14 protein-coding genes, 2 pseudogenes and 1 riboswitch are annotated in these 18,433 nt (G+C 72.9%); of the genes and pseudogenes, 12 read left to right on the plus strand and 4 right to left on the minus strand.

Features of this window, described 5'->3' with window-relative positions:
* Nucleotides 1–230 precede the first annotated feature (230 nt).
* The 5 genes and pseudogenes from LZF96_RS04075 to LZF96_RS04095 all read left to right on the plus strand — a co-directional run.
* Entirely contained in the window at nucleotides 231–977 is a 747-nt protein-coding gene (locus LZF96_RS04075) for a DUF881 domain-containing protein (protein ID WP_233865686.1), read from the plus strand.
* A 133-nt stretch (nucleotides 978–1,110) separates the two neighbouring features.
* Entirely contained in the window at nucleotides 1,111–1,878 is a 768-nt protein-coding gene (locus tag LZF96_RS04080) for an FHA domain-containing protein (RefSeq protein ID WP_233865688.1), read from the plus strand.
* 166 nt (nucleotides 1,879–2,044) lie between these two features.
* Nucleotides 2,045–2,518 (plus strand): bifunctional nuclease family protein, encoded by a 474-nt coding sequence (locus LZF96_RS04085; protein WP_143621553.1) that lies wholly within the window; start codon nucleotides 2,045–2,047, stop codon nucleotides 2,516–2,518.
* 234 nt (nucleotides 2,519–2,752) lie between these two features.
* A complete protein-coding gene (locus LZF96_RS04090; protein ID WP_374203087.1) occupies nucleotides 2,753–3,400 on the plus strand; it encodes a MerR family transcriptional regulator in 648 nt (215 codons plus the stop codon).
* Nucleotides 3,401–3,633: 233 nt separating this feature from the next.
* A pseudogene (locus LZF96_RS04095) lies at nucleotides 3,634–4,974 on the plus strand (DNA polymerase IV); the annotation flags it as partial.
* A gap of 53 nt (nucleotides 4,975–5,027) precedes the next feature.
* On the opposite strand, the gene LZF96_RS04100 reads toward LZF96_RS04095, so the two are convergent.
* The gene (locus LZF96_RS04100; RefSeq protein ID WP_308294142.1) at nucleotides 5,028–5,486 is read right to left on the minus strand and encodes a PRC-barrel domain-containing protein; all 459 of its coding nucleotides are present in this window, start codon (nucleotides 5,484–5,486) and stop codon (nucleotides 5,028–5,030) included.
* 168 nt (nucleotides 5,487–5,654) lie between these two features.
* A riboswitch (glycine riboswitch) is annotated at nucleotides 5,655–5,754 on the plus strand.
* 186 nt (nucleotides 5,755–5,940) lie between these two features.
* Between LZF96_RS04100 and gcvP the strand changes: the two genes are divergently transcribed.
* On the plus strand, nucleotides 5,941–8,880 hold the full coding sequence (gene gcvP, locus LZF96_RS04105) for an aminomethyl-transferring glycine dehydrogenase (protein ID WP_233865691.1): 2,940 nt from the start codon (nucleotides 5,941–5,943) through the stop codon (nucleotides 8,878–8,880).
* Between the two features lie 236 nt (nucleotides 8,881–9,116).
* Here the strand turns inward: gcvP and LZF96_RS04110 are convergent, their stop codons facing one another.
* Nucleotides 9,117–9,722 carry a hypothetical protein gene (locus LZF96_RS04110; protein WP_233865692.1) on the minus strand — a complete coding sequence of 202 codons (606 nt, stop codon included), beginning with the start codon at nucleotides 9,720–9,722 and terminating at the stop codon, nucleotides 9,117–9,119.
* A 375-nt stretch (nucleotides 9,723–10,097) separates the two neighbouring features.
* On the opposite strand from LZF96_RS04110, the gene LZF96_RS04115 reads away from it, so the two are divergent.
* The 3 genes and pseudogenes from LZF96_RS04115 to LZF96_RS04125 form a co-directional block, all read left to right on the plus strand.
* Nucleotides 10,098–11,594: a glutamate--cysteine ligase gene (locus tag LZF96_RS04115; protein WP_233865693.1), complete on the plus strand. Its 1,497-nt coding sequence runs from the start codon at nucleotides 10,098–10,100 to the stop codon at nucleotides 11,592–11,594.
* Between the two features lie 250 nt (nucleotides 11,595–11,844).
* Complete coding sequence (locus LZF96_RS04120) at nucleotides 11,845–12,627, plus strand: CPBP family intramembrane glutamic endopeptidase (protein WP_233865694.1); 783 nt, start codon at nucleotides 11,845–11,847, stop codon at nucleotides 12,625–12,627.
* A gap of 222 nt (nucleotides 12,628–12,849) precedes the next feature.
* Nucleotides 12,850–13,824, plus strand: a pseudogene (locus LZF96_RS04125) (DMT family transporter); the annotation flags it as partial.
* On the opposite strand, the gene LZF96_RS04130 reads toward LZF96_RS04125, so the two are convergent.
* A complete protein-coding gene (locus LZF96_RS04130) occupies nucleotides 13,819–14,529 on the minus strand; it encodes a pyridoxamine 5'-phosphate oxidase family protein (RefSeq protein WP_233865695.1) in 711 nt (236 codons plus the stop codon). The pseudogene LZF96_RS04125 and the gene LZF96_RS04130 sit on opposite strands and share 6 nt — an antisense overlap.
* Before the next feature lie 63 nt (nucleotides 14,530–14,592).
* Here LZF96_RS04130 and LZF96_RS04135 point away from each other — a divergent pair, with 63 nt between their 5' ends.
* Nucleotides 14,593–15,915, plus strand: coding sequence for an aminotransferase class I/II-fold pyridoxal phosphate-dependent enzyme (locus LZF96_RS04135; RefSeq protein WP_233865696.1), 1,323 nt, complete (start codon nucleotides 14,593–14,595; stop codon nucleotides 15,913–15,915).
* 124 nt (nucleotides 15,916–16,039) lie between these two features.
* Here the strand turns inward: LZF96_RS04135 and LZF96_RS04140 are convergent, their stop codons facing one another.
* The gene (locus tag LZF96_RS04140) at nucleotides 16,040–16,534 is read right to left on the minus strand and encodes a Rieske (2Fe-2S) protein (RefSeq protein WP_233865697.1); all 495 of its coding nucleotides are present in this window, start codon (nucleotides 16,532–16,534) and stop codon (nucleotides 16,040–16,042) included.
* 232 nt (nucleotides 16,535–16,766) lie between these two features.
* Here LZF96_RS04140 and LZF96_RS04145 point away from each other — a divergent pair, with 232 nt between their 5' ends.
* Nucleotides 16,767–17,315: a DUF1990 family protein gene (locus LZF96_RS04145; protein WP_233865698.1), complete on the plus strand. Its 549-nt coding sequence runs from the start codon at nucleotides 16,767–16,769 to the stop codon at nucleotides 17,313–17,315.
* Between the two features lie 765 nt (nucleotides 17,316–18,080).
* Nucleotides 18,081–18,365: an acyl carrier protein gene (locus tag LZF96_RS04150; protein WP_233865699.1), complete on the plus strand. Its 285-nt coding sequence runs from the start codon at nucleotides 18,081–18,083 to the stop codon at nucleotides 18,363–18,365.
* Nucleotides 18,366–18,433 lie beyond the last annotated feature (68 nt).

Here is an 18,433-nt window from a genome sequence, read left to right on the forward strand (position 1 = left end):
GGGGCCCGGACCGCCCCGCGGCCGGCCCACCCCGCGGAGCCCTCGGCCGGGGACCCACGCCTCCCCGGGACGCCCGTCCCGGTTCCGCCGCCGTTCCTCCCCGCACGGGCCCGGGTCGCCCCGCCGTGCCCCCGGGAACGGCCGGGTGGTCCGGTGCGCCGTCACCCGTCCCGGCGACCGGCGCCGCGCCCGGACCGACCGCCCCGGGTTCCCCGTCCACCGAGGACGCGGTGGCTCCCGGCCCGCCTCCGGGTCCCCCCACCGGGCGGGCCGCGATCATCAGCGGTCTGTGGCCGCCCCGGATCACCCGGGCCCAGCTGACCGTCGCCGCCCTGCTCTTCGTCCTGGGGTTGGGGTTGGCCATCCAGGTGCGGGTCGCCGGGGAGGACGCCACCCTGCGCGGGGCGCGTCCGGAGGATTTGGTGCGGATCCTCAGCGAGCTGGACGAGCGCACCAAGCGGTTGGAGGAGGAGCGCGCGGAGTTGGAACGACTGCGCACGGACCTGGAGACCGGCTCCCTGCGCGCGGAGGAGGCACGGCGGCAGAACCGGGAGCGCGAACTGCAGTTGGGGATCCTGGCGGGTACGGTGGCGGCGACGGGTCCCGGTATCGAGATCACCATCACCGATCCCGCCGGGGCGGTCGGCGCGGATCACCTCCTGGACGCCGTCCAGGAACTGCGGGCGGCGGGCGCGGAGGCGATGCAGATCGGTGGGGTGCGGATCGTGGCGGAGACGGCCTTCACCGATGCCGCGGACGGCACGGTCCTGGTGGACGGTGGCCCGGTGGATCGGCCGTTCCGGATCTCGGTGATCGGGCGTCCCCGTGACCTGGAACCGGCGTTGAACATCCCGGGCGGGATGGTGCAGTCCCTGGAGAAGGAGAACGCGACGGTGATCATCGAGCGGCCGGACGAGGTGGTCGTGGATGCCTTGCGATCGGGCGAGAGTCCTGATTACGCTCGGTCGTCGCCCTGATCCGGAGCGAATCGGTTTCCCCGCCGTCGGGGTCGGCCGGGATGTTCCGGCGACCCCGGGGGAAACTGATCACATGTCACGGACGTTCCCGGGGTGACCGGGGTGATCGGTGAAGAGAGAGCCGTGAGAGAGAATGGTTTCTCCGTCCCGCGGTGGGACGGAGGACGAGGTGCGAGGGGAATCGCCGGTGAGTTTTTTCGCTAAGTTGTTCGGCAGGCGTCAGGGCGGCTCCGAGCAGGCCGCGCGGCACCGCGCCGGCCGGCCGGGCGAGCCCCCTGCGGGTCGGTCGGAGGGCGAGAGCGGGCGGCCCCTGTTCCGTGACGAGGTGGCCGGGGCGGAGACGACCGCCGGGGGCGCCCCCGGCGGGATAGGTGCCGTCCCGAAGCAGGGTTGCCCCCGCTGCTCGACCCCGAACCCGACCAGCAGCCGGTTCTGCTCCCAGTGCGGGGCCCCGTTGAGGCCCGGCACGATGGCGGAGGGGTCCTCCGAGACCACCTCCACGATCTCGATCTCCGGGATCGAGGCGTACGAGGCCGAGATGACCGGCCAGAACGCGGCCCCGTCGCTCTCCCCGGAGGCGCAGGCGGCGGTCGACGCCCTTCCACCGGGTTCCGCCCTGCTCGTGGTGCGTCGCGGTCCCAACTCGGGAAGTCGTTTCCTGCTGGACAGCGACCTGACCACGGCCGGTCGTCATCCGGAGAGCGACATCTTCCTGGACGATGTGACCGTCTCCCGTCGGCACGTGGAGTTCCGCCGTCGGCCCGAGGGCGGCTTCACCGTTTCCGACGTCGGCAGCCTCAACGGCACCTACGTCAACCGCGAGCAGATCGACACGGTCGTGCTCACCACGGGTGACGAGGTCCAGATCGGGAAGTACCGGATGGTTTTCTACGCGGGCTGAGGCGCCGTCCCGTCGGCCCGGTCGCACCCGACCGGGCCGGGGACGGCGCGCACCCGTCCGGTCGGGTGCGCCGACCCCCGTTTCCGGCCGGCCGGTGACGGCGTGTTCGCCCCTCCCGGGCGGGTTCGACTGTTCAAACCGGCCGGCCACGGCCTAGGGTTGCTGTGTGAACCAGCTCGATGTCGTCGGTGTCCGGGTCGAGATGCCCAACAACCAGCCGATCGTGCTTCTGCGCGAGGTCGGTGGAGACCGTTACCTGCCGATCTGGATCGGACCGGGGGAGGCCACCGCCATCGCCTTCGCGCAACAGGGCATGACGCCACCCCGTCCGCTCACCCACGACCTTCTCAAGGACGTGGTGGAGGCGTTCGGGGAGGAACTCGCGTCGGTCCGCATCACCGACCTGCGCGACGGGGTCTTCTACGCCGAGCTCGTCTTCGCCAGTGGTGTGGAGGTCAGTGCCCGCCCCTCGGACGCCATAGCGCTCGCCCTGCGCGTCGGCTCCCCCATCTACGGCAGTGACGGCGTCCTCGACGACGCCGGCATCATCATCGCCGACGAGCAGGAGGACGAGGTCGAACGCTTCCGCGAGTTCCTGGACCAGATCTCCCCCGAGGACTTCGGCACCGGCAACCGCTGAGCCGCGTGCCGTCGACTCCGTCCACCGTTGCCCCCCACGGGTGTTTCCGAAGCCGGATCCGTCACGCGGCGTGGCGATCGTTGACGCGCTCCCCGGGGGTGCCTAGCGTCGGTGGGGCATGTCCCGAACAGCGGAACGCCGTCGTCGCGTCCGCGGAGGACCGTCGGCGACGGGTGGGAAGACGCCCCCGGGCGCGTCCCCGGGGCCGTGGCGACACGCAGAACGGAGGCGGGCGTGACCGGCAATGGCAACGGAAAGGCGGTGGGCGGGGTGAGGACCCTCCGGGGATCGTCCCTGTCCCGCTCCGTACCCCGACCGGCGCTGCGGCGCACGGTGGTCGCCCAGGGGAGGAATCCCGAACCACCCCGGCGCGGCGTCGAGCCGACCCCGGAACTCGGTTATCGGGGCCCCAGCGCGTGCGCCGCGGCCGGCATCACCTACCGCCAACTGGACTACTGGGCCCGCACCGGCTTGGTGGAACCCTCCATCCGCCCCGCCAGGGGATCGGGCACCCAACGTCTCTACGGGGTCCGGGACGTCCTGGTGCTCAAGGTCGTCAAGCGTCTGCTGGACGCCGGCGTCTCCCTGCAGAGCATCCGCGCGGCGGCGGTGGTGCTGCGTGCCGCCGACCCCGCGGAACTGCCCGACATGACGCTCCTCAGTGACGGGGCGGTCGTCCACCGCTGTTCCTCCGTCGAGGAGGTCACCGAACTCCTCCGGGACGGCCGCGGGGTCTTCGGCATCGCCGTGGGAGCGGTGTGGTCGGATGTCCGCACCGCACTCGCGGAACTGCCCGGCGAACGCGTGGACACCGGAGAACCCACGGAGAGCGTTCACCCGGACGACGAACTGGCCCGCCGTCGCCGGCGCGGCTCCCCCTGAGTCGGGCGCCGCGCGTCCCGACCGCCGAGTGATCCGGCTCCCCCTCCTCACCGGGATGACCACGGTTGTCGGTGTCCCGGGCCATACTCGAACGTGCGTTCCCGATCGGTCCGCGTCGACCACGGGAGCCGTGGCCGTGAGCGCCGTCCGGGAAGTCGGCGGCGTCGGGGGAGAGCCGGCGGAGGGGAGGCACGGGAGCCGTGCGGGAACATCCCACCGTCCTGCACCTGGACATGGACGCCTTCTACGCCTCGGTGGAACAGGCCTCCAAGCCCAGCCTGCGCGGTCGACCGGTGGTGGTGGGCGGGCTCGGCCCCCGGGGTGTGGTGGCCACCGCCTCCTACGAGGCCCGCCGCGACGGCGTACGATCCGCCATGCCCACCGCCCGGGCGCGCAGACTCTGCCCACACGCCGCCTACCTCATCCCTCGCTTCACCTTCTACCGGGAGATCAGCTCCGTGGTGATGGGGGTGCTGGGCGAACTCTCCCCGCTGGTGGAGCCGCTCAGCCTGGACGAGGCGTTCGTGGACCTGGCCGCCGGACCCGCTCCCGTGGACGAGGAGAGCGCGCGGGCCATCGGGGAGGCGACGCGTGCCCGGATCCGCGCCCGCACGGGTCTGACCGCCTCGGTGGGCCTGGCCGGATCCAAGATGCTCGCCAAGATCGCCTCGGAGCAGGCGAAACCCAACGGGCTGGCGGTCATCCCGATCGGTGCCGAGCGGTCCTTCCTCGAGCCCCTGCCGATCCGGATCCTCCCCGGAGTGGGACCGGTCACCGGGGACACGCTGCGCCGGGCCGGTATCGTCACCGCCGGTGACGCCGTCCGGGCCGGGGAGCAGGAACTGATTCGCCTACTGGGACGCGCCCACGGGACCGCCGTGCACACCATGGCCGCCGGCCGCGACGACCGCCCCGTGATGGCGGAACGGGACGCGAAATCCGTCTCGGCGGAGGACACCTTCGACGAGGACCTCACCGACCGCGCCCGGCTCCACACCGAGACGCTCCGGCTGGCGGACCGGGCGGTCCGTCGCCTGCGGGACGCCGGCCGTTCGGCACGCACCGTCGTGCTGAAGATCCGCTTCCACGACTTCACCACGCTGACCCGCTCGGAGACCCTGCGCGGGGCCACCGACGATCCCGTCGTCGTCCGTGACTCCGCGACGCGCCTGCTGGCGGCCGTCGGCATCGGTGAGGGCGTCCGGCTGCTGGGGGTGGGGCTCACCGGGTTGGCCGAGTTCACCCAGGAGGACCTCTTCGCCCTGGTGGGGACGGACGGCCCCGGAACCCCCGCGGGCACGGGTGCCGGCGCGACCTCCCCTCGGCGGGAGGACGACCCCGGGCTTCCCGACGCCCTCGGCCGCGCCGCCCCCCGCCCGTTGCCCACCCTCCCGCCGGCGACCGCCGAGCGGGGGGAGACCGGAATCGGCCGGTCGGTGCTGCGACCCGCCCCCGGACGTGACGTCCACCACGCCGTGCACGGGCCCGGGTGGATCCAGGGCAGCGGACTGGGACGGGTCACCGTCCGCTTCGAGCGCCCCGACTCACCGCCGGGCCGGGCCGTCACCCTGCGGATCGACGACCCGGCACTGCGGGAGGCCGATCCGCTGCCGCTCGTCGCGACCGATCAGTCCCGCGGCTCGGCGGTCCCGTCCCCTCCCTCGCCGGAGATCCTCCCCGTCCCGGTCGGCCCCGGGGAGTCCGCCCCGGTCCCGGACGGACCGCCCGCCAGCCGGCCGAAGTCCCGATCCTCCGAGGACGGGGCGGACCCACCCGGAACGTCCAGTCCGTAGTGCCGGTACAACTGGAGTTCCTGCTCCGGTGAGAGATGACGCCCCACCCCGAAATCGGGGGCCTCGCGCACCAGGGACCGGTCGAAGGGCACCCGCAACTCCTCGTCGACCAGTTCACTCGGCTCCAGGGGGACGAAGGCGTCCCGGCTGAACAGACCGGTGCGCACCGCCGCCCACTCCGGTGTTCCGGTCGCGTCGTCGAGGTAGACCTCGTCCACCGTGCCGATCCGGGTCCCGTGACGGTCCACGGCCCGACGGCCGATCAGTTCCCGGGGGTCGATGTTCGTGTGCACGTCTCCTCCACCTCATCCACCTTCGTCGATCCGTCCCGGCGGCGCCGGTATCCGGCCCGGGGCCCGTGCGCCCTCCTGCCCCGGGACGCACGTCCTCATCACCAACCCAAAGGCACTTTCGTTCCATCTGCCACTCGAAGGGCGCTGGTAGGATCGATTCCGGGTTGCCGACCTCGTGCGGGAGAGTTCGTCGGAGCGGGACTTCCGACGGCGCCGAAGGAGCAAATCCTCCCCGGAATCTCTCAGGCCCCCGTACCGCACGGGCGAAACCACTCTGGAAAGCAGCGCGCGCGTCGGGATCGCCGTCGATCCCCCGCCCCGCTCACCGAAGGGGAAAGCCACCGGGCCCGGCCCGGTCGGTGAAGCTCTCAGGTCGCGAGTCGTCGTGATGACAGAGGGGGAGGCCGCGGGCGCCCGGTCGGGACGTCCGGAGGTCCAGACCAGGAGGCCCCACATGTCCCCGCTCGCAGACCGGCGGTCACCCGCCCCCACCCTCGCCGAACTCGAACGCGGAACCCCCTTCGCCGCCCGACACATCGGCCCCGACGAGGCCGAGCGGGCCAAGATGCTCGACGCCGTCGGTCACGACTCGCTGGACGCGCTGCTGGACGCCGCCGTACCCGCCGTGATCCGTTCCCCCGAGGCCCTCGCGCTGCCCGCGGCCCGCACCGAGGCCGAGGTCCTGGCGGAACTGCGCGAACTCGCCGATCGCAACCAGGTCCTGCGCCCCATGATCGGCCTGGGATACCACGGCACCGTCACCCCCGCCGTGATCCGACGGAACGTGCTGGAGAATCCCGCCTGGTACACCGCGTACACGCCCTACCAGCCGGAGATCTCCCAGGGCCGACTGGAGGCCCTGCTGAACTTCCAGACCGTGGTCTGCGACCTCACCGCGCTGCCCGTGGCCGGTGCCTCCCTGCTGGACGAGGGCACCGCCGCGGCCGAGGCCATGGCCCTGTCGCGGCGGGTGGGACGCGCCTCCTCCGATGTCTTCGTGGTCGACTCCGAGTGCCTCCCGCAGACCCTCACCGTTCTGCGCACCCGGGCCGAACCCCTCGGTATCGAGGTGGTCACCGCCGACCTCGCGAACGGGCTGCCCGAGGAGATCACCGAGCGTGGCTTCTTCGGTCTGCTGCTCCAGTACCCCGGTGCCTCGGGAGCCGTCCGGGACCCCCGCACCGTCATCGAACGCGCCCGCGCACTGGGCGCCCTGGTCACCGTCGCCGCCGACCTGCTGGCGCTCACCCTGCTGACGCCGCCCGGTGAGCTGGGGGCCGACATCGCGGTGGGCACCACCCAGCGTTTCGGCGTGCCGATGGGCTTCGGTGGTCCGCACGCCGGTTACCTCGCCGTCCGCGACCGGCACGCCCGCAGCCTGCCCGGCCGCCTGGTGGGCGTCTCCCGGGACGCCGACGGCCGCCCGGCCCACCGCCTGGCGCTGCAGACCCGCGAGCAGCACATCCGCCGCGAAAAGGCCACCAGTAACATCTGCACCGCCCAGGTGCTGCTCGCCGTGATCGCCGGCTTCTACGCCGTCCACCACGGACCGGAGGGTCTGGCCGCCATCGCCCGCCGCACCCACCGCATGGCCGCGCTGCTGGCCGCGGGGCTGCGGGCCGGCGGCGTGCAGGTGCTCCACGACGCCTTCTTCGACACCGTCACCGCCCGGGTGCCCGGTCGGGCGGACGAGGTGGTCGGCGACGCCCGCGAAGCCGGGATCAACCTGCGCCGCGTCGACGCCGACCACGTGGGTGTCACCTGTGACGAGACCACCGGCCGCGCCGACCTGCTCTCCGTCCTGGCCGCCTTCGGTACCCCGCTGTCGACCGATCCCGGAGCCGGCACCGGGGCGCCGGCTCCGCTGGAGGACCTCGACGCCCGGACCCCCGACGCGCTGCCCGCCGATCTCTCGCGCGCCGGCGGTTACCTCGCCCACCCGGTCTTCCACGAGCACCGCTCCGAGACCTCCCTGCTGCGCTACATCCGGCGACTCGCCGACCGTGATTACGCCCTGGACCGGGGCATGATCCCGCTCGGTTCCTGCACCATGAAGCTGAACGCCGCGGTCGAGATGGAACCCATCACCTGGCCCGGCTTCGCCGACCTGCACCCCTTCGCCCCGGCCGACCAGACCGGGGGTTACCTGGCGCTGATCCGCGACCTGGAGGAGCGCCTGGCGGAGATCACCGGCTACGACCGGGTCTCCCTGCAGCCCAACGCCGGATCCCAGGGCGAACTCGCCGGTCTGCTCGCGGTGCGCGCCCACCACCGGGCCGGCGGTCAGGAGGGGCGTACGGTCTGCCTGATCCCCTCCTCCGCCCACGGCACCAACGCCGCCAGCGCCGTCATGGCCGGCATGGAGGTGGTGGTGGTCCGCACCGGCGACAACGGCGACATCGACACCGAGGACCTGCACGCCCGCATCGCCGAGTACCGTGACCGGCTCGCGGTGCTGATGGTCACCTACCCCTCCACCCACGGCGTCTTCGAGGAGAACATCGGCGATATCTGCGCGGCCGTCCACGACGCCGGCGGACAGGTGTACGTCGACGGCGCCAATCTCAACGCCCTCGTCGGCCTCGCCCGGCCGGGACGGTTCGGGGCGGACGTCTCGCACCTGAACCTGCACAAGACCTTCTGTATTCCGCACGGCGGCGGTGGCCCCGGTGTGGGCCCGGTCGCGGTCCGCGCCCACCTGGCGCCATACCTGCCCAACCATCCGCTGCGCCCGGACGCCGGACCGGAGACCGGCATCGGCCCGATCTCCGCCGCCCCCTTCGGGTCCGCGGGCATCCTGCCCATCTCCTGGGCCTACCTGCGGCTGATGGGCCCGGACGGCCTGCGACGCGCCACCGGCACGGCGGTCCTGGCCGCCAACTACATCGCCCACCGCCTGCGCCCGCACTTCCCGGTGCTCTACACCGGCCCCGGTGGCCTGGTCGCCCACGAGTGCATCGTGGACGTGCGGCCGCTGACCAAGGCCACCGGCGTCACCATCGACGACGTGGCCAAGCGACTCATCGACTACGGCTTCCACGCCCCGACCATGTCCTTCCCGGTGGCCGGCACGCTGATGATCGAGCCGACCGAGAGCGAGGACCTCACGGAGATCGACCGCTTCTGCGACGCGATGATCGCCATCCGGGAGGAGATCGGACGGGTGGCCTCCGGGGAGTGGCCCGCCGACGACAACCCGCTGCGCAACGCCCCGCACACCGCCGCGCAACTGGCGGGGGAGTGGCCGCACCCGTACTCGCGCGCCGAGGCCGCCTTCCCCGAGGGAACGGACCCGGCCGACAAGTACTGGCCGCCGGTCCGGCGCATCGACGGCGCGCGTGGCGACCGCAATCTGGTCTGTTCCTGCCCGCCGCCGGAGGCGTACCGGAGCTGACGGCCGACCGCGTCACGGGCTCCCGCCGCGCGAAACCGCCGCCGGGGGCCGTGACGCGGCGCGCGCCGGTGGGCGGGATGCGACCGGATCACGACGGGCGGATCCGGCCCCGCCGGCCCCGGTCGGCCGAAGAACTCCGGAACGCCGTCCCGCGAACGAGCCCGGACACACGGGTGCCGGGTCGGGTCCGCTCCCACGTCCTCGGAGGAACGGGCCCGACCCGGCGTCCGGCGCTCTCAGCCCGCCAACCGAGCAGGCGCCAGTCTGGAACCCACCAACGCGTGCAGCGTCGCGGCCGTCATCGGCCGGTTCGCCGCGATGCCCGGCGGCGCCGGTGCCAGGGGCACCAGCAGGTCACCGGCGACGGGGCCGGCGGTCGGCTCCGCCGTGCCGGTCTCCCCGACCGGACGCAACCACAGGGTGAGCATGTACAACCGGGGCACCGACAACAGGCACGGCGACCAGGTGTCGTCCAATTCCTCCGCCCGGCGCAGTGCGAGGTCCGTGGAGGCGGCGTAGGGGCCCTCCCCGAAGTGGGAGAAGGTCCAGCCGCCCGGGGTCAGCCGGGTCTCGGCGGTACCGACCGGCAGACCGTCGCGCACCAGCAGGAACCTCCAACCGACCAGGGGCGCGGAGGCGGGAACGACCGTCCCGACCTCCCATTGGTGGACCGGCAGCGGGCGCGTCGGTACCAGGTTCTCGCGACTCTCGTGAACCTCCCGGTCCTCGCGGTGCGCTCCATGGGATTCCCGGGAACGGGGAGCCCGGAGAGCGGGGGAGCGGAGCGCGGTGCGCACACAGTGCTCGGCCGACTCGGGTGCCGGCGGAAGATACAGGGGCATGGTGGGTCGCCTCTCGCTTCGGAGACACGCGTTCCCGGATTTTAACCGGCGGATGTTGGCGCCATGTTTCCGGTAGCCGTACCGGCACGTGACGGCAAGCGGAAAACCGGCCGAATTCCGTTTCCCGCCCCCCGGAAGTCATGGTGGGCGGGGCGACCGGACGACGGAAGCCACGCCCTTCCGGCTCCCCTGCGGGCAGTATTCCACAGGAATATGCGCCACGACCGTGCTTCCGTCGGAAGCGGCGTGCCGCGTCCCGTGCGTTAGCGTGCCCCGGTGATGGGCATGATCGGAACATCGCGGGCGGCACGCCCCGATCCCGGACACCCCCGGCGCCGTCCGGTTCCGGGGGACCGTCGAAGGAGGTGCCCGGTCGTGGGCGCGAACATCGCAGCTGACGGCTTCGACCCGGCGGACCGCCGGCGTTTTCGCGAGAAGCTGCAGAGCTGTCTGGAGGCCCTGCGCGATTTGCTGGAGGACAAGGCGTTCGACCGTCCCCGGGATCTCATCGGGTTGGAGGTGGAGGTTCCGTTGGCCGATTCCCGGGGCGTTCCCCGAATGGTCAACGAGGAAGTTCTCTCCCGAATGGCAACCGCTGATTTCCAGAGCGAGTTGGGGCGCTTCACCCTTGAACTGAATATGGCGCCCCGTCGGTTGCGCGGACGCGTCCTGGATGACCTGGCCGAGGAGTTGCGGATCGCCTTCGCCTACGCGGCGCGGACCGGTGCGAAATTCGATGCCCGGCCGGTTCTGGTCGGCATTCTCCCCACCCTCACCGGAGAGGGAATGAATGCCGCCCAACTCACCGATGTCGAACGCTACACGTTGCTGAACGATCAGATCATGTCGGCCCGCGGTGAATTGATCTCCCTCGATATCACGGGCACCGAGACCCTGCGGCGCACCTTCGACTCGATCATCCCCGAATCGGTCTGCACGGCCGTACAGTTTCATCTCCAGGTCACCCCCGATCGGTTCGCCGACGTGTGGAACGCCTCCCAGATCGCCGCCGCCGCCCAGATCGCGGTGGGCGCCAACTCGCCCTTCGCCTTCGGCCGTCAGTTGTGGCAGGAGACCAGGCCCCCGCTCTTCCTGCAGGCCACCGACACCCGTCCCCCCGAACTCATCGCCCAGGGGGTGCGCCCGCGCTCCTGGTTCGGGGAACGCTGGATCGATTCGCCCCTCGACCTCTTCGAGGAGAACCTGCGCTACTTCCCCGCCCTGCTGCCACTGTGCGACGAGGAGCAGCCCCGGCGGGTGCTGGCCGCCGGTGGCGTTCCCCGGCTCGCCGAACTCGTCCTGCACAACGGCACCATCTACCGCTGGAACCGCCCCGTCTACGACATCGCGGACGGCGTACCGCACCTGCGGGTGGAGAACCGGGTCCTGTCCACCGGCCCCACCGCCACGGACATGGTCGCCAACGCGGCCTTCTACTACGGCCTGGTCCGCGCGCTGGCCGAACAATCCGAACCGTTGTGGCACCGACTGCCGTTCCGGATGGCCGAGCACAACTTCCACACCGCCTGTCGGCACGGCATCGACGCCCGCCTGGCGTGGCCGCGCCGGGGGCGGGGACAGGAGAGCGAGGAGATCCCCGCCGCCCGCCTGGTCGCCGACCACCTGCTGCCCATGGCCGCGGCGGGTCTGGACGCCTGGGGCATCGCCCCGGCCGACCGGGACCGCTACCTCTCGGTGATCGAGGGTCGTTGCCGCACCGGCCTCACCGGTGCCGGATGGCAGACTCGGTTCCACCACCGGGCGCTGGAGCGCGGAGCCGACCGGGACGGCGCGCTCATGCGGCTGGTCCAGCGGTACTGCGAGCTCTCCGCCACCGACGAACCGGTCCACACCTGGTCCCTGGACGTCTGAGGCGCTCCCGCCCGGTGTCGGTTCCCCGACCGGGAACCACTGTGCCGGCTCCTTCCGTTCCGGCGGAGGGGGCCGACGCGGTACGGCGGCGAACGAGGCTGAGGAGCGGTACATGCGGCGGGACGGAACGGGACACGACGCGGACCCGGTGGACGGGGCGCGGGACCCCGGCCCGACGGAGCCCCCACCCGGGGTGGAACCGGGCGGGCGGCTCGGCCGGCTCCTCGGGAACCACCGCGCCCCCGCCCCCGTGGCCGACCCGCTTCGCCGCCGGATCCTGGGTCACGAGGTGCTGCTGGTTCTGGCGCTCTCGCTGGGGGCGAGCGCGATCGCCTCCCTGATCCGGTTCACCGGCGTGCTCACGGCTCCCGGTGGCCTCTCCGACCACGTCGCGGGGCTCAACTCCTCCCGCGCCCCGGACCGGCCGTGGCTCGACCTCGCCTGGCAGATCTTCGGCATCGCCACCGCCCTGGTGCCCGTGCTGCTGGTGCTCCACCTCCTCACCCGCGACCGCTTCGACGGCACCGCGCCCGGAGCCGGTGCCATCGGACTGGACCTGCGTCGGCCGTGGTCCGACCTCGGCCGGGGAGCGGGGGTGGCAGGTGTCATCGGCGGCGGTGGCCTGGCGCTCTACCTCAGCGCGCAGGCCTCCGGTCTGAACCTCACGGTGGTGCCCGAATCACTTCCGGAGACGTGGTGGAAACTGCCGGTGCTGATCGCCTCGGCCCTGCAGAACTCCCTGCTGGAGGAGGTGATCGTACTCGGCTACCTGCTGCACCGACTCGGACAGTTGGGGTGGACCCCGATGGCGGCTCTCCTGGCCTCCTCGGTGCTGCGCGCCGGCTACCACCTCTACCAGGGCATCGGCGGCTTCGTCGGCAACCTCGTGATGGGCGTGGTCTTCGTGCTGCTGTACCGGCGCTGGGGGCGGGTGATGCCGTTGGTGGTGGCCCACGCGCTGATCGACATCGTCGCCTTCGTCGGCTGGGCGCTGCTCGCCGGCCGGGTGGACTGGCTGCCCGGGACCGGCTGACCGTCCGCCCACCGGACACCCGGGTCCCGGGGCTTTGCCCCGGTCGGAGGTGCCCCATAGGGTGCGAGCCATGCCGATGACCGTTCTTCCGCCCCCGGCCGCGTAACGCGGGCCGCACCGGTACGAGCGCGACGGACCCCCGGGGTTCCCGCGCCGACGGGTCGTGCCCGCCACGGGATACGCGACCTGTTCGGCACCATCTGCGCGGGAGAACACCCACCCATGTCACACCCCTCTTCCCCCACCCCCACCCTGCCCGTGGGCCGGGGACTGCTCTGCATCGTGGTCGCCGCCACCGCCTGGGGCACGGCCGGAGCCGCGGCCGCCGTCCTCTTCGAAACCAGCGGCCTGGGCCCCGTGGCCCTCACCTTCTGGCGCACCCTCGGCGGTCTGGTCCTGCTGCTGCTCCTGCTGCCGGTCATCGGCCGAACGACGCGTCGCCCGGCTTCCGCCCCCGCCGTTCACCCCCGCCCGACCCCGGCGCGACGGCGCGAGCGGATCACCCGGATCACCGTCATGGGCTCGGGTCTCACCGTCTTCCAGACCGGCTACTTCGCCGGTGTACAGCACACCGGCCTGGCCGTCGGCACCGTGGTGACCCTGGGCGCCGGGCCGGTGTTCATCGCTCTGGGCGCCCGGTGGTGGATGGGGGAGCGGCTCGGACGGGGTGGGACCCTCGCCGTCGTCGGTGCCCTCCTCGGCCTGGTCGTCCTGATGCTCGGCGGGGCACACGGCGACGGCACCGTTCGCCCGCTCGGGGTGGGCTTCGCCCTGCTCTCGGCGACGGGGTACGCCGTCATCACCCTGTACACCCGGTGGGCCGGGCGACGCGGTGTGTCCACGGACCCCCGATCCACCACCCTCTCCTCCTTCGCCGTCTGCGCGGCCCTGCTGCTGCCCTTCGGGCTGATGGAGGGCCGCGGTCTGCTGCCGACCGGGGACGCCCTGCCGGAGACCATCGGACTGATGGTCTACATGGCGGCGGTGCCCACCGCCCTGGCCTACGCCCTGTACTTCGCGGGCCTCGCGGTGGTGCGGGCGGCGACCGCCTCGGTCGTCGCGCTGATCGAGCCGGTCACCGCCGCCGTGATCGCGGTCCTCTGGCTGGGGGAGGAACTCTCGCCGACCACCCTTGCCGGCACCGGCCTGTTGTTGGTGGCGGTGACGGCGCTGATCCTCGCCGAGACCCGGTCAGCCACGCCCATCGGTCGCCAGGTACTCCGGAACCGGCCGGGCCGCCTCCCGGTCGTCGGCGGGCACGGGGACACCGCGCACCGTGCGGATCGGGAGGACGCCGCTCCAGTGGGGGAGTGAGAGATCCTCCGGCTCGTCGTTCGGTCCGCCCTCCCGGACCTTGGCGGAGACCTCGCCGAGGTCGATGGCGAGTACCGCGGTGGCCGCCGCCTCCCGGGCGTCGGCCGGTCTGCAGTCCGCCGAGCGGCCGGGTACCGCCTGGTCCACCAGCGCGTCGAGTGCCCGGGCCCGTTCGGTGGGGTCGGTCACCTGTCGGGCGGTGCCGTGCACCACGACCGAGCGGTGGTTGACCGAGTGGTGGAAGGCGGACTTGGCCAGCACCACGCCGTCCACGTGCGTCACGGTCACGCACACCGGCAGCCCTCCGGGGTTCCCGGCCGCGCGCAGCGGCCGGGAACCCGTGGAGCCGTGGACGTACAGACGTTCCCCGCATCGGGCGTAGAGGGTGGGCAGCACCACCGGGCGACCCTCCCGGACGAAGCCCAGGTGGCATATCCACCCGGCGTCCAGGATGGCGTGCACGGACTCCCGGTCCCACCGGGCCCGGTGGGACCCCCGGGTGGGGATGTTGAAATCGGTGCGCGGGTACTCGTCGGCCGTGTCGGGGCCGGAGGGGACGGCACGCGCGGTGGAGGGCGCTTCGGTCATCGGCGGACTCGCTTCCCGTTCTTTATGCCCTAGTGCATAATTGATTTTGACTGAGGAGATTGCGTGGAAGCGTATCGCATCACCGGTCGGCGCGCCTCGGAGATCGTGGCCGACATCGAACACGGCGTGGAGAGCGGTGCCCTGCCCCCGGACACCGCCCTGCCTCCGATGCGGACCCTGGCGACCCGACTGGGCATCAACCCCAACACCGTCGCCGCCGCCTATCGGACCCTGCGCGAGCGCGGCGTGGTGGAGACCGCCGGTAGACGCGGCACCCGGGTGCGCCGGCGCGCCGCCGGGCGCGAGAGCCGGGGCATGCCCGTGCCGCCCGGGGTCCGCGACCTGGCCTCCGGAAACCCCGACCCCGCCCTGCTCCCGGACCCCCGGGTCGCTCTCGCCGAGGTCGCGGCCCGCGCCGCCTCCCAGCCCGTCCTCTACGGCGAACCCCCGGTCGGCCCCGAACTGGCACTGGTCGCCCGGGAGTCGCTGCGCGCCGACGGTGTCCCCGAGGGGCCGCTCGCGGTGACCTCCGGTGCCCTCGACGCCATCGAGCGCGTCCTGCTCACCCGGCTCCGCCCCGGGGATCCGGTGGCCGTCGAGGACCCGGGGTGGGGCGGCCTGCTGGATCTGCTCTCCACCCTGGGGCTGCGCCCCGTCGCCATGGCCGTGGACGACGAGGGGCCATTGCCCGAAGCACTGGAACACGCCCTCACCTCCGGGGTGCGGGCCTGCGTGATCACCGCCCGCGCACAGAACCCCACCGGCGCCGCCGTCTCCGCCGCGCGGGCCGGTGCCCTGCGCCCCCTGCTGGCCGCCTTCCCCGAAACCCTGCTGATCGAGGACGACCACGGACACGGCATCGTCTCCGCCCCCCTCAACCCCTTGGGCGGTCTCGGCACCCACTGGGCCCTGGTCCGTTCCGTGGCCAAGTCCCTCGGCCCGGATCTGCGGGTCGCCGTCCTGACCGGCGACCCGGTCACGGTGCGGGACGTGGCCGCGCGGATCGGGGCGGGGCCCGGCTGGGTCAGCCGCATCCTGCAGGACACCGTGGCCCTGCTGTGGCCCGACCGGGCGCGCCCCGACGGGCCGGCCCCCGTCTCCTACGACACCCGGCGCGGTCTGCTGTGCGACGCGCTCGCGCGACGGGGCGTCGCGGCCCGGGGCCGCACCGGTCCCAATCTGTGGATCCCGGTCCCGGACGAGACCGCGGCCGTCGCCGGGATGCTCGCCGCCGGTTGGGCGGTGGCGCCCGGAAGCCGCTACCGGCTGGAGAGCGGGCCCGGCATCCGCCTGACGGTCTCGTCCCTCGCGCCGGAGGAGATGGACCGGGTGGCCGACGACCTCGCCGCTGTTCTCGCCCCCGCCCCGGGTACCCGGCCGGGTTGATCCGCCCCCGCGCACCCGCCCCGCCGGGCCCCGGCGCGCGCCCGCCGGAAACGCCGAAAGGCCGTCGTCCACCGGCGCCCCGTCCCGGGCCCGGTGGACGACGGCCGCCCCCGCCGGGTCCCGTTCAGCCCAGGCGCACCGAGTCCCCCTCCACGGTGATCGCCTGCTCCGGGAGTGGCGCGGTGGCCGGACCGCCCAGCACCGAGCCGTCCGCGATGGAGAAACTGCTCTGATGGCAGGCGCAGTTGATCGAGCCGTTGCTGATGTCGCTCACCACACAACCCTGATGGGTGCACACCGCGCTGAACGCGCGGTACTCCCCGGGCTCGGGCTGGGTGACCACCACTCGCTCGTCGCCGAGGATGACCCCGCCGCCCTCGGGAACCTCGGAGACCCGGGTCAGCTCGCCGCCGGCCTCGCCGCCCCCGTCCTCCGTCCCGCCGGTGGTGTCGCCGCCCTCGTCCCCGACGTCACCGGTGACGCCCGTCCCCGGCTCCGGGGTGTCCGCGCCGCCCTGCGCCCCACCGTCGTCCGATCCGCCGCAACCGGTGAGCACGGCGGCGATACCCGCGGCCCCGGCGGCGACGGCGGTGCGACGGGAAGTCATGGGTCCGGTCATGTGGGTGACCATCCTTTCGATCTGTGGTTCGCCGGTCGGGGGACCGGCCGGCGCGCACGTATCCTGACCGGCCCCAACGGCGATCCGCCGGCCCGGGTTCCCGGTTTGGCCCGGCCGGATGGTTTTCCCGATCCCTTCCGGGAGATGTGGCAAACTGCCGACCGGGTGTGCGCACCGCCGGCTCGGCGTGGAGTCGATACCGGCCCGATCCTCCGAATTCGGGCGGGGTCCCATGACGACTTCCGGGATGGACGACCTCACCTATCCCACCCCCGGCATGACCCGGGAGGGTGGCTCCCCGGCTCCGGCCGGATTCCACCGACTGCGCGTGCGGGTTCCGCTCGGCCGCGGCCCCGAAGTCCTCGCCGCGGCCGGGGACGCCGTGCTGACCTGGCGGACCCACCGGGGTCCGGGGCTCTCGCTGGAGGCCGACGCGCCGCGGGCGGCGGTCGGGGTCCGGGTCATCGTCCGGCTCGGCCCCGTCCGTGCCCCCTGCCTGGTGGTGTGGACGGTCCGCGAGGCGGAACGCGTGGGCTTCGGTTACGGCACCCTGCCCGGCCACCCCGAATGCGGGGAGGAGGCGTTCCTCGTCGAACGCGACGCCGACGGCTCGGTGCACCTGACCGTTCTCGCGCTCAGCCGCCCCGCCGCCCGGTACGCCCGTTTGGCCGGTCCCGTGGGCCGTCTTGCACAACGACTGATGGCCCACCGGTACGGACGCGCCGTGCGGCGGGCCGTCCGGGAAGCCGACCCCGGACGGGGACCGGGGACGGCCCCGTGATGCGTCCCGCCGCCCCGCCGAGGGCCCCCACCCGGGCTTTTCGAGCCGGCCGCCGAGGTGGTCGGCCACCTTCCGCTCTCCGGCCTCGCCGTCCGGCGGCGCGCCGAAGGAGTTGACGCCCGGCAACCCGATGGGGTCGACCGGCGTCGTCGTCAGCCGGGCGCGGTCGATCCTGGCGATGTGGTGTGCCGCGTCGTCCACGCGGTCCGCTTCCGGTGTGCCCGGGTGAACCTCTCGATTGTTCGGCGCGCGTCGTCGCAGGGAGCGGCGGGTCGTCCCCGGCTTTCTCGGATGTGAACCCTTCTCAAGCGGAGATGAGTTGAGCACGGACGTCGGGAATGCGAAGCCCCGTACGCGGCCCGGTCCGCGCCGGACGGTGCCCGGGGGCACCGCAAGACGGCCGGGGGAGCACCCCGTGGACCGGGTGGCGGGAACCCGACACCCCCGACGGAAGATTCCCTGACGACCCCGTTCCGTGCCCCATCTGCGGAGCGATGGCTTCGGTGGCGGATGCGTGGTCGGCCGCAAGGTGGTGAATGCTGCCAACTTTGCCGGGAGCGCTTGTGGCGATCATGCGGGGCATCGTTGAATCTGGTTCGTCCTCTCCCCCCACGAATCCTTGTCGCCCACGGCGTTGCCCGACGCCGCCTGCCGCGGCCCGGGCGCCGGAGACCGACCGGTCCTTCCACGACAGCCGGTCCTTCGTTCCACCGTCAACCGCACCGCCCGGCCGCCCTGGTCAGGCCTGTCGAAGAGGAGATCCGAGTGAACGCAACGAACGTGGCACAGACCGTCAAGGGACTGCTCTCCTCCGAACTCATGGTGGAGGTCCCGGTCGGCCGGATGGACGCGGACGACAGCCTGCGGGATGTCTACGGGCTCGACTCGCTCGGCTTCGTGGAACTGCGTGTGCTGTGCGAGGAGAGCTTCGGCATCACCATCTCGGAGGACGACTTTTCGCCCGAGCACTTCGCCACCCTCGGCACGGTCGTCAGTCTCGTGGAGCGGCTGCTGAAGGAGCGGGAGAACACCGTCCGGCCCGCCGGCTGACGGTTGCCCCGGCCCATGGGTTCGGCACCGACCCGGTCCCACCGGCCGGCGCCATGGGGTCATCCCCG

This window comes from Streptomyces sp. ST2-7A, assembly GCF_021390475.1.
In the GTDB taxonomy this organism is placed as follows: Bacteria; Actinomycetota; Actinomycetes; order Streptomycetales; family Streptomycetaceae; genus Streptomyces.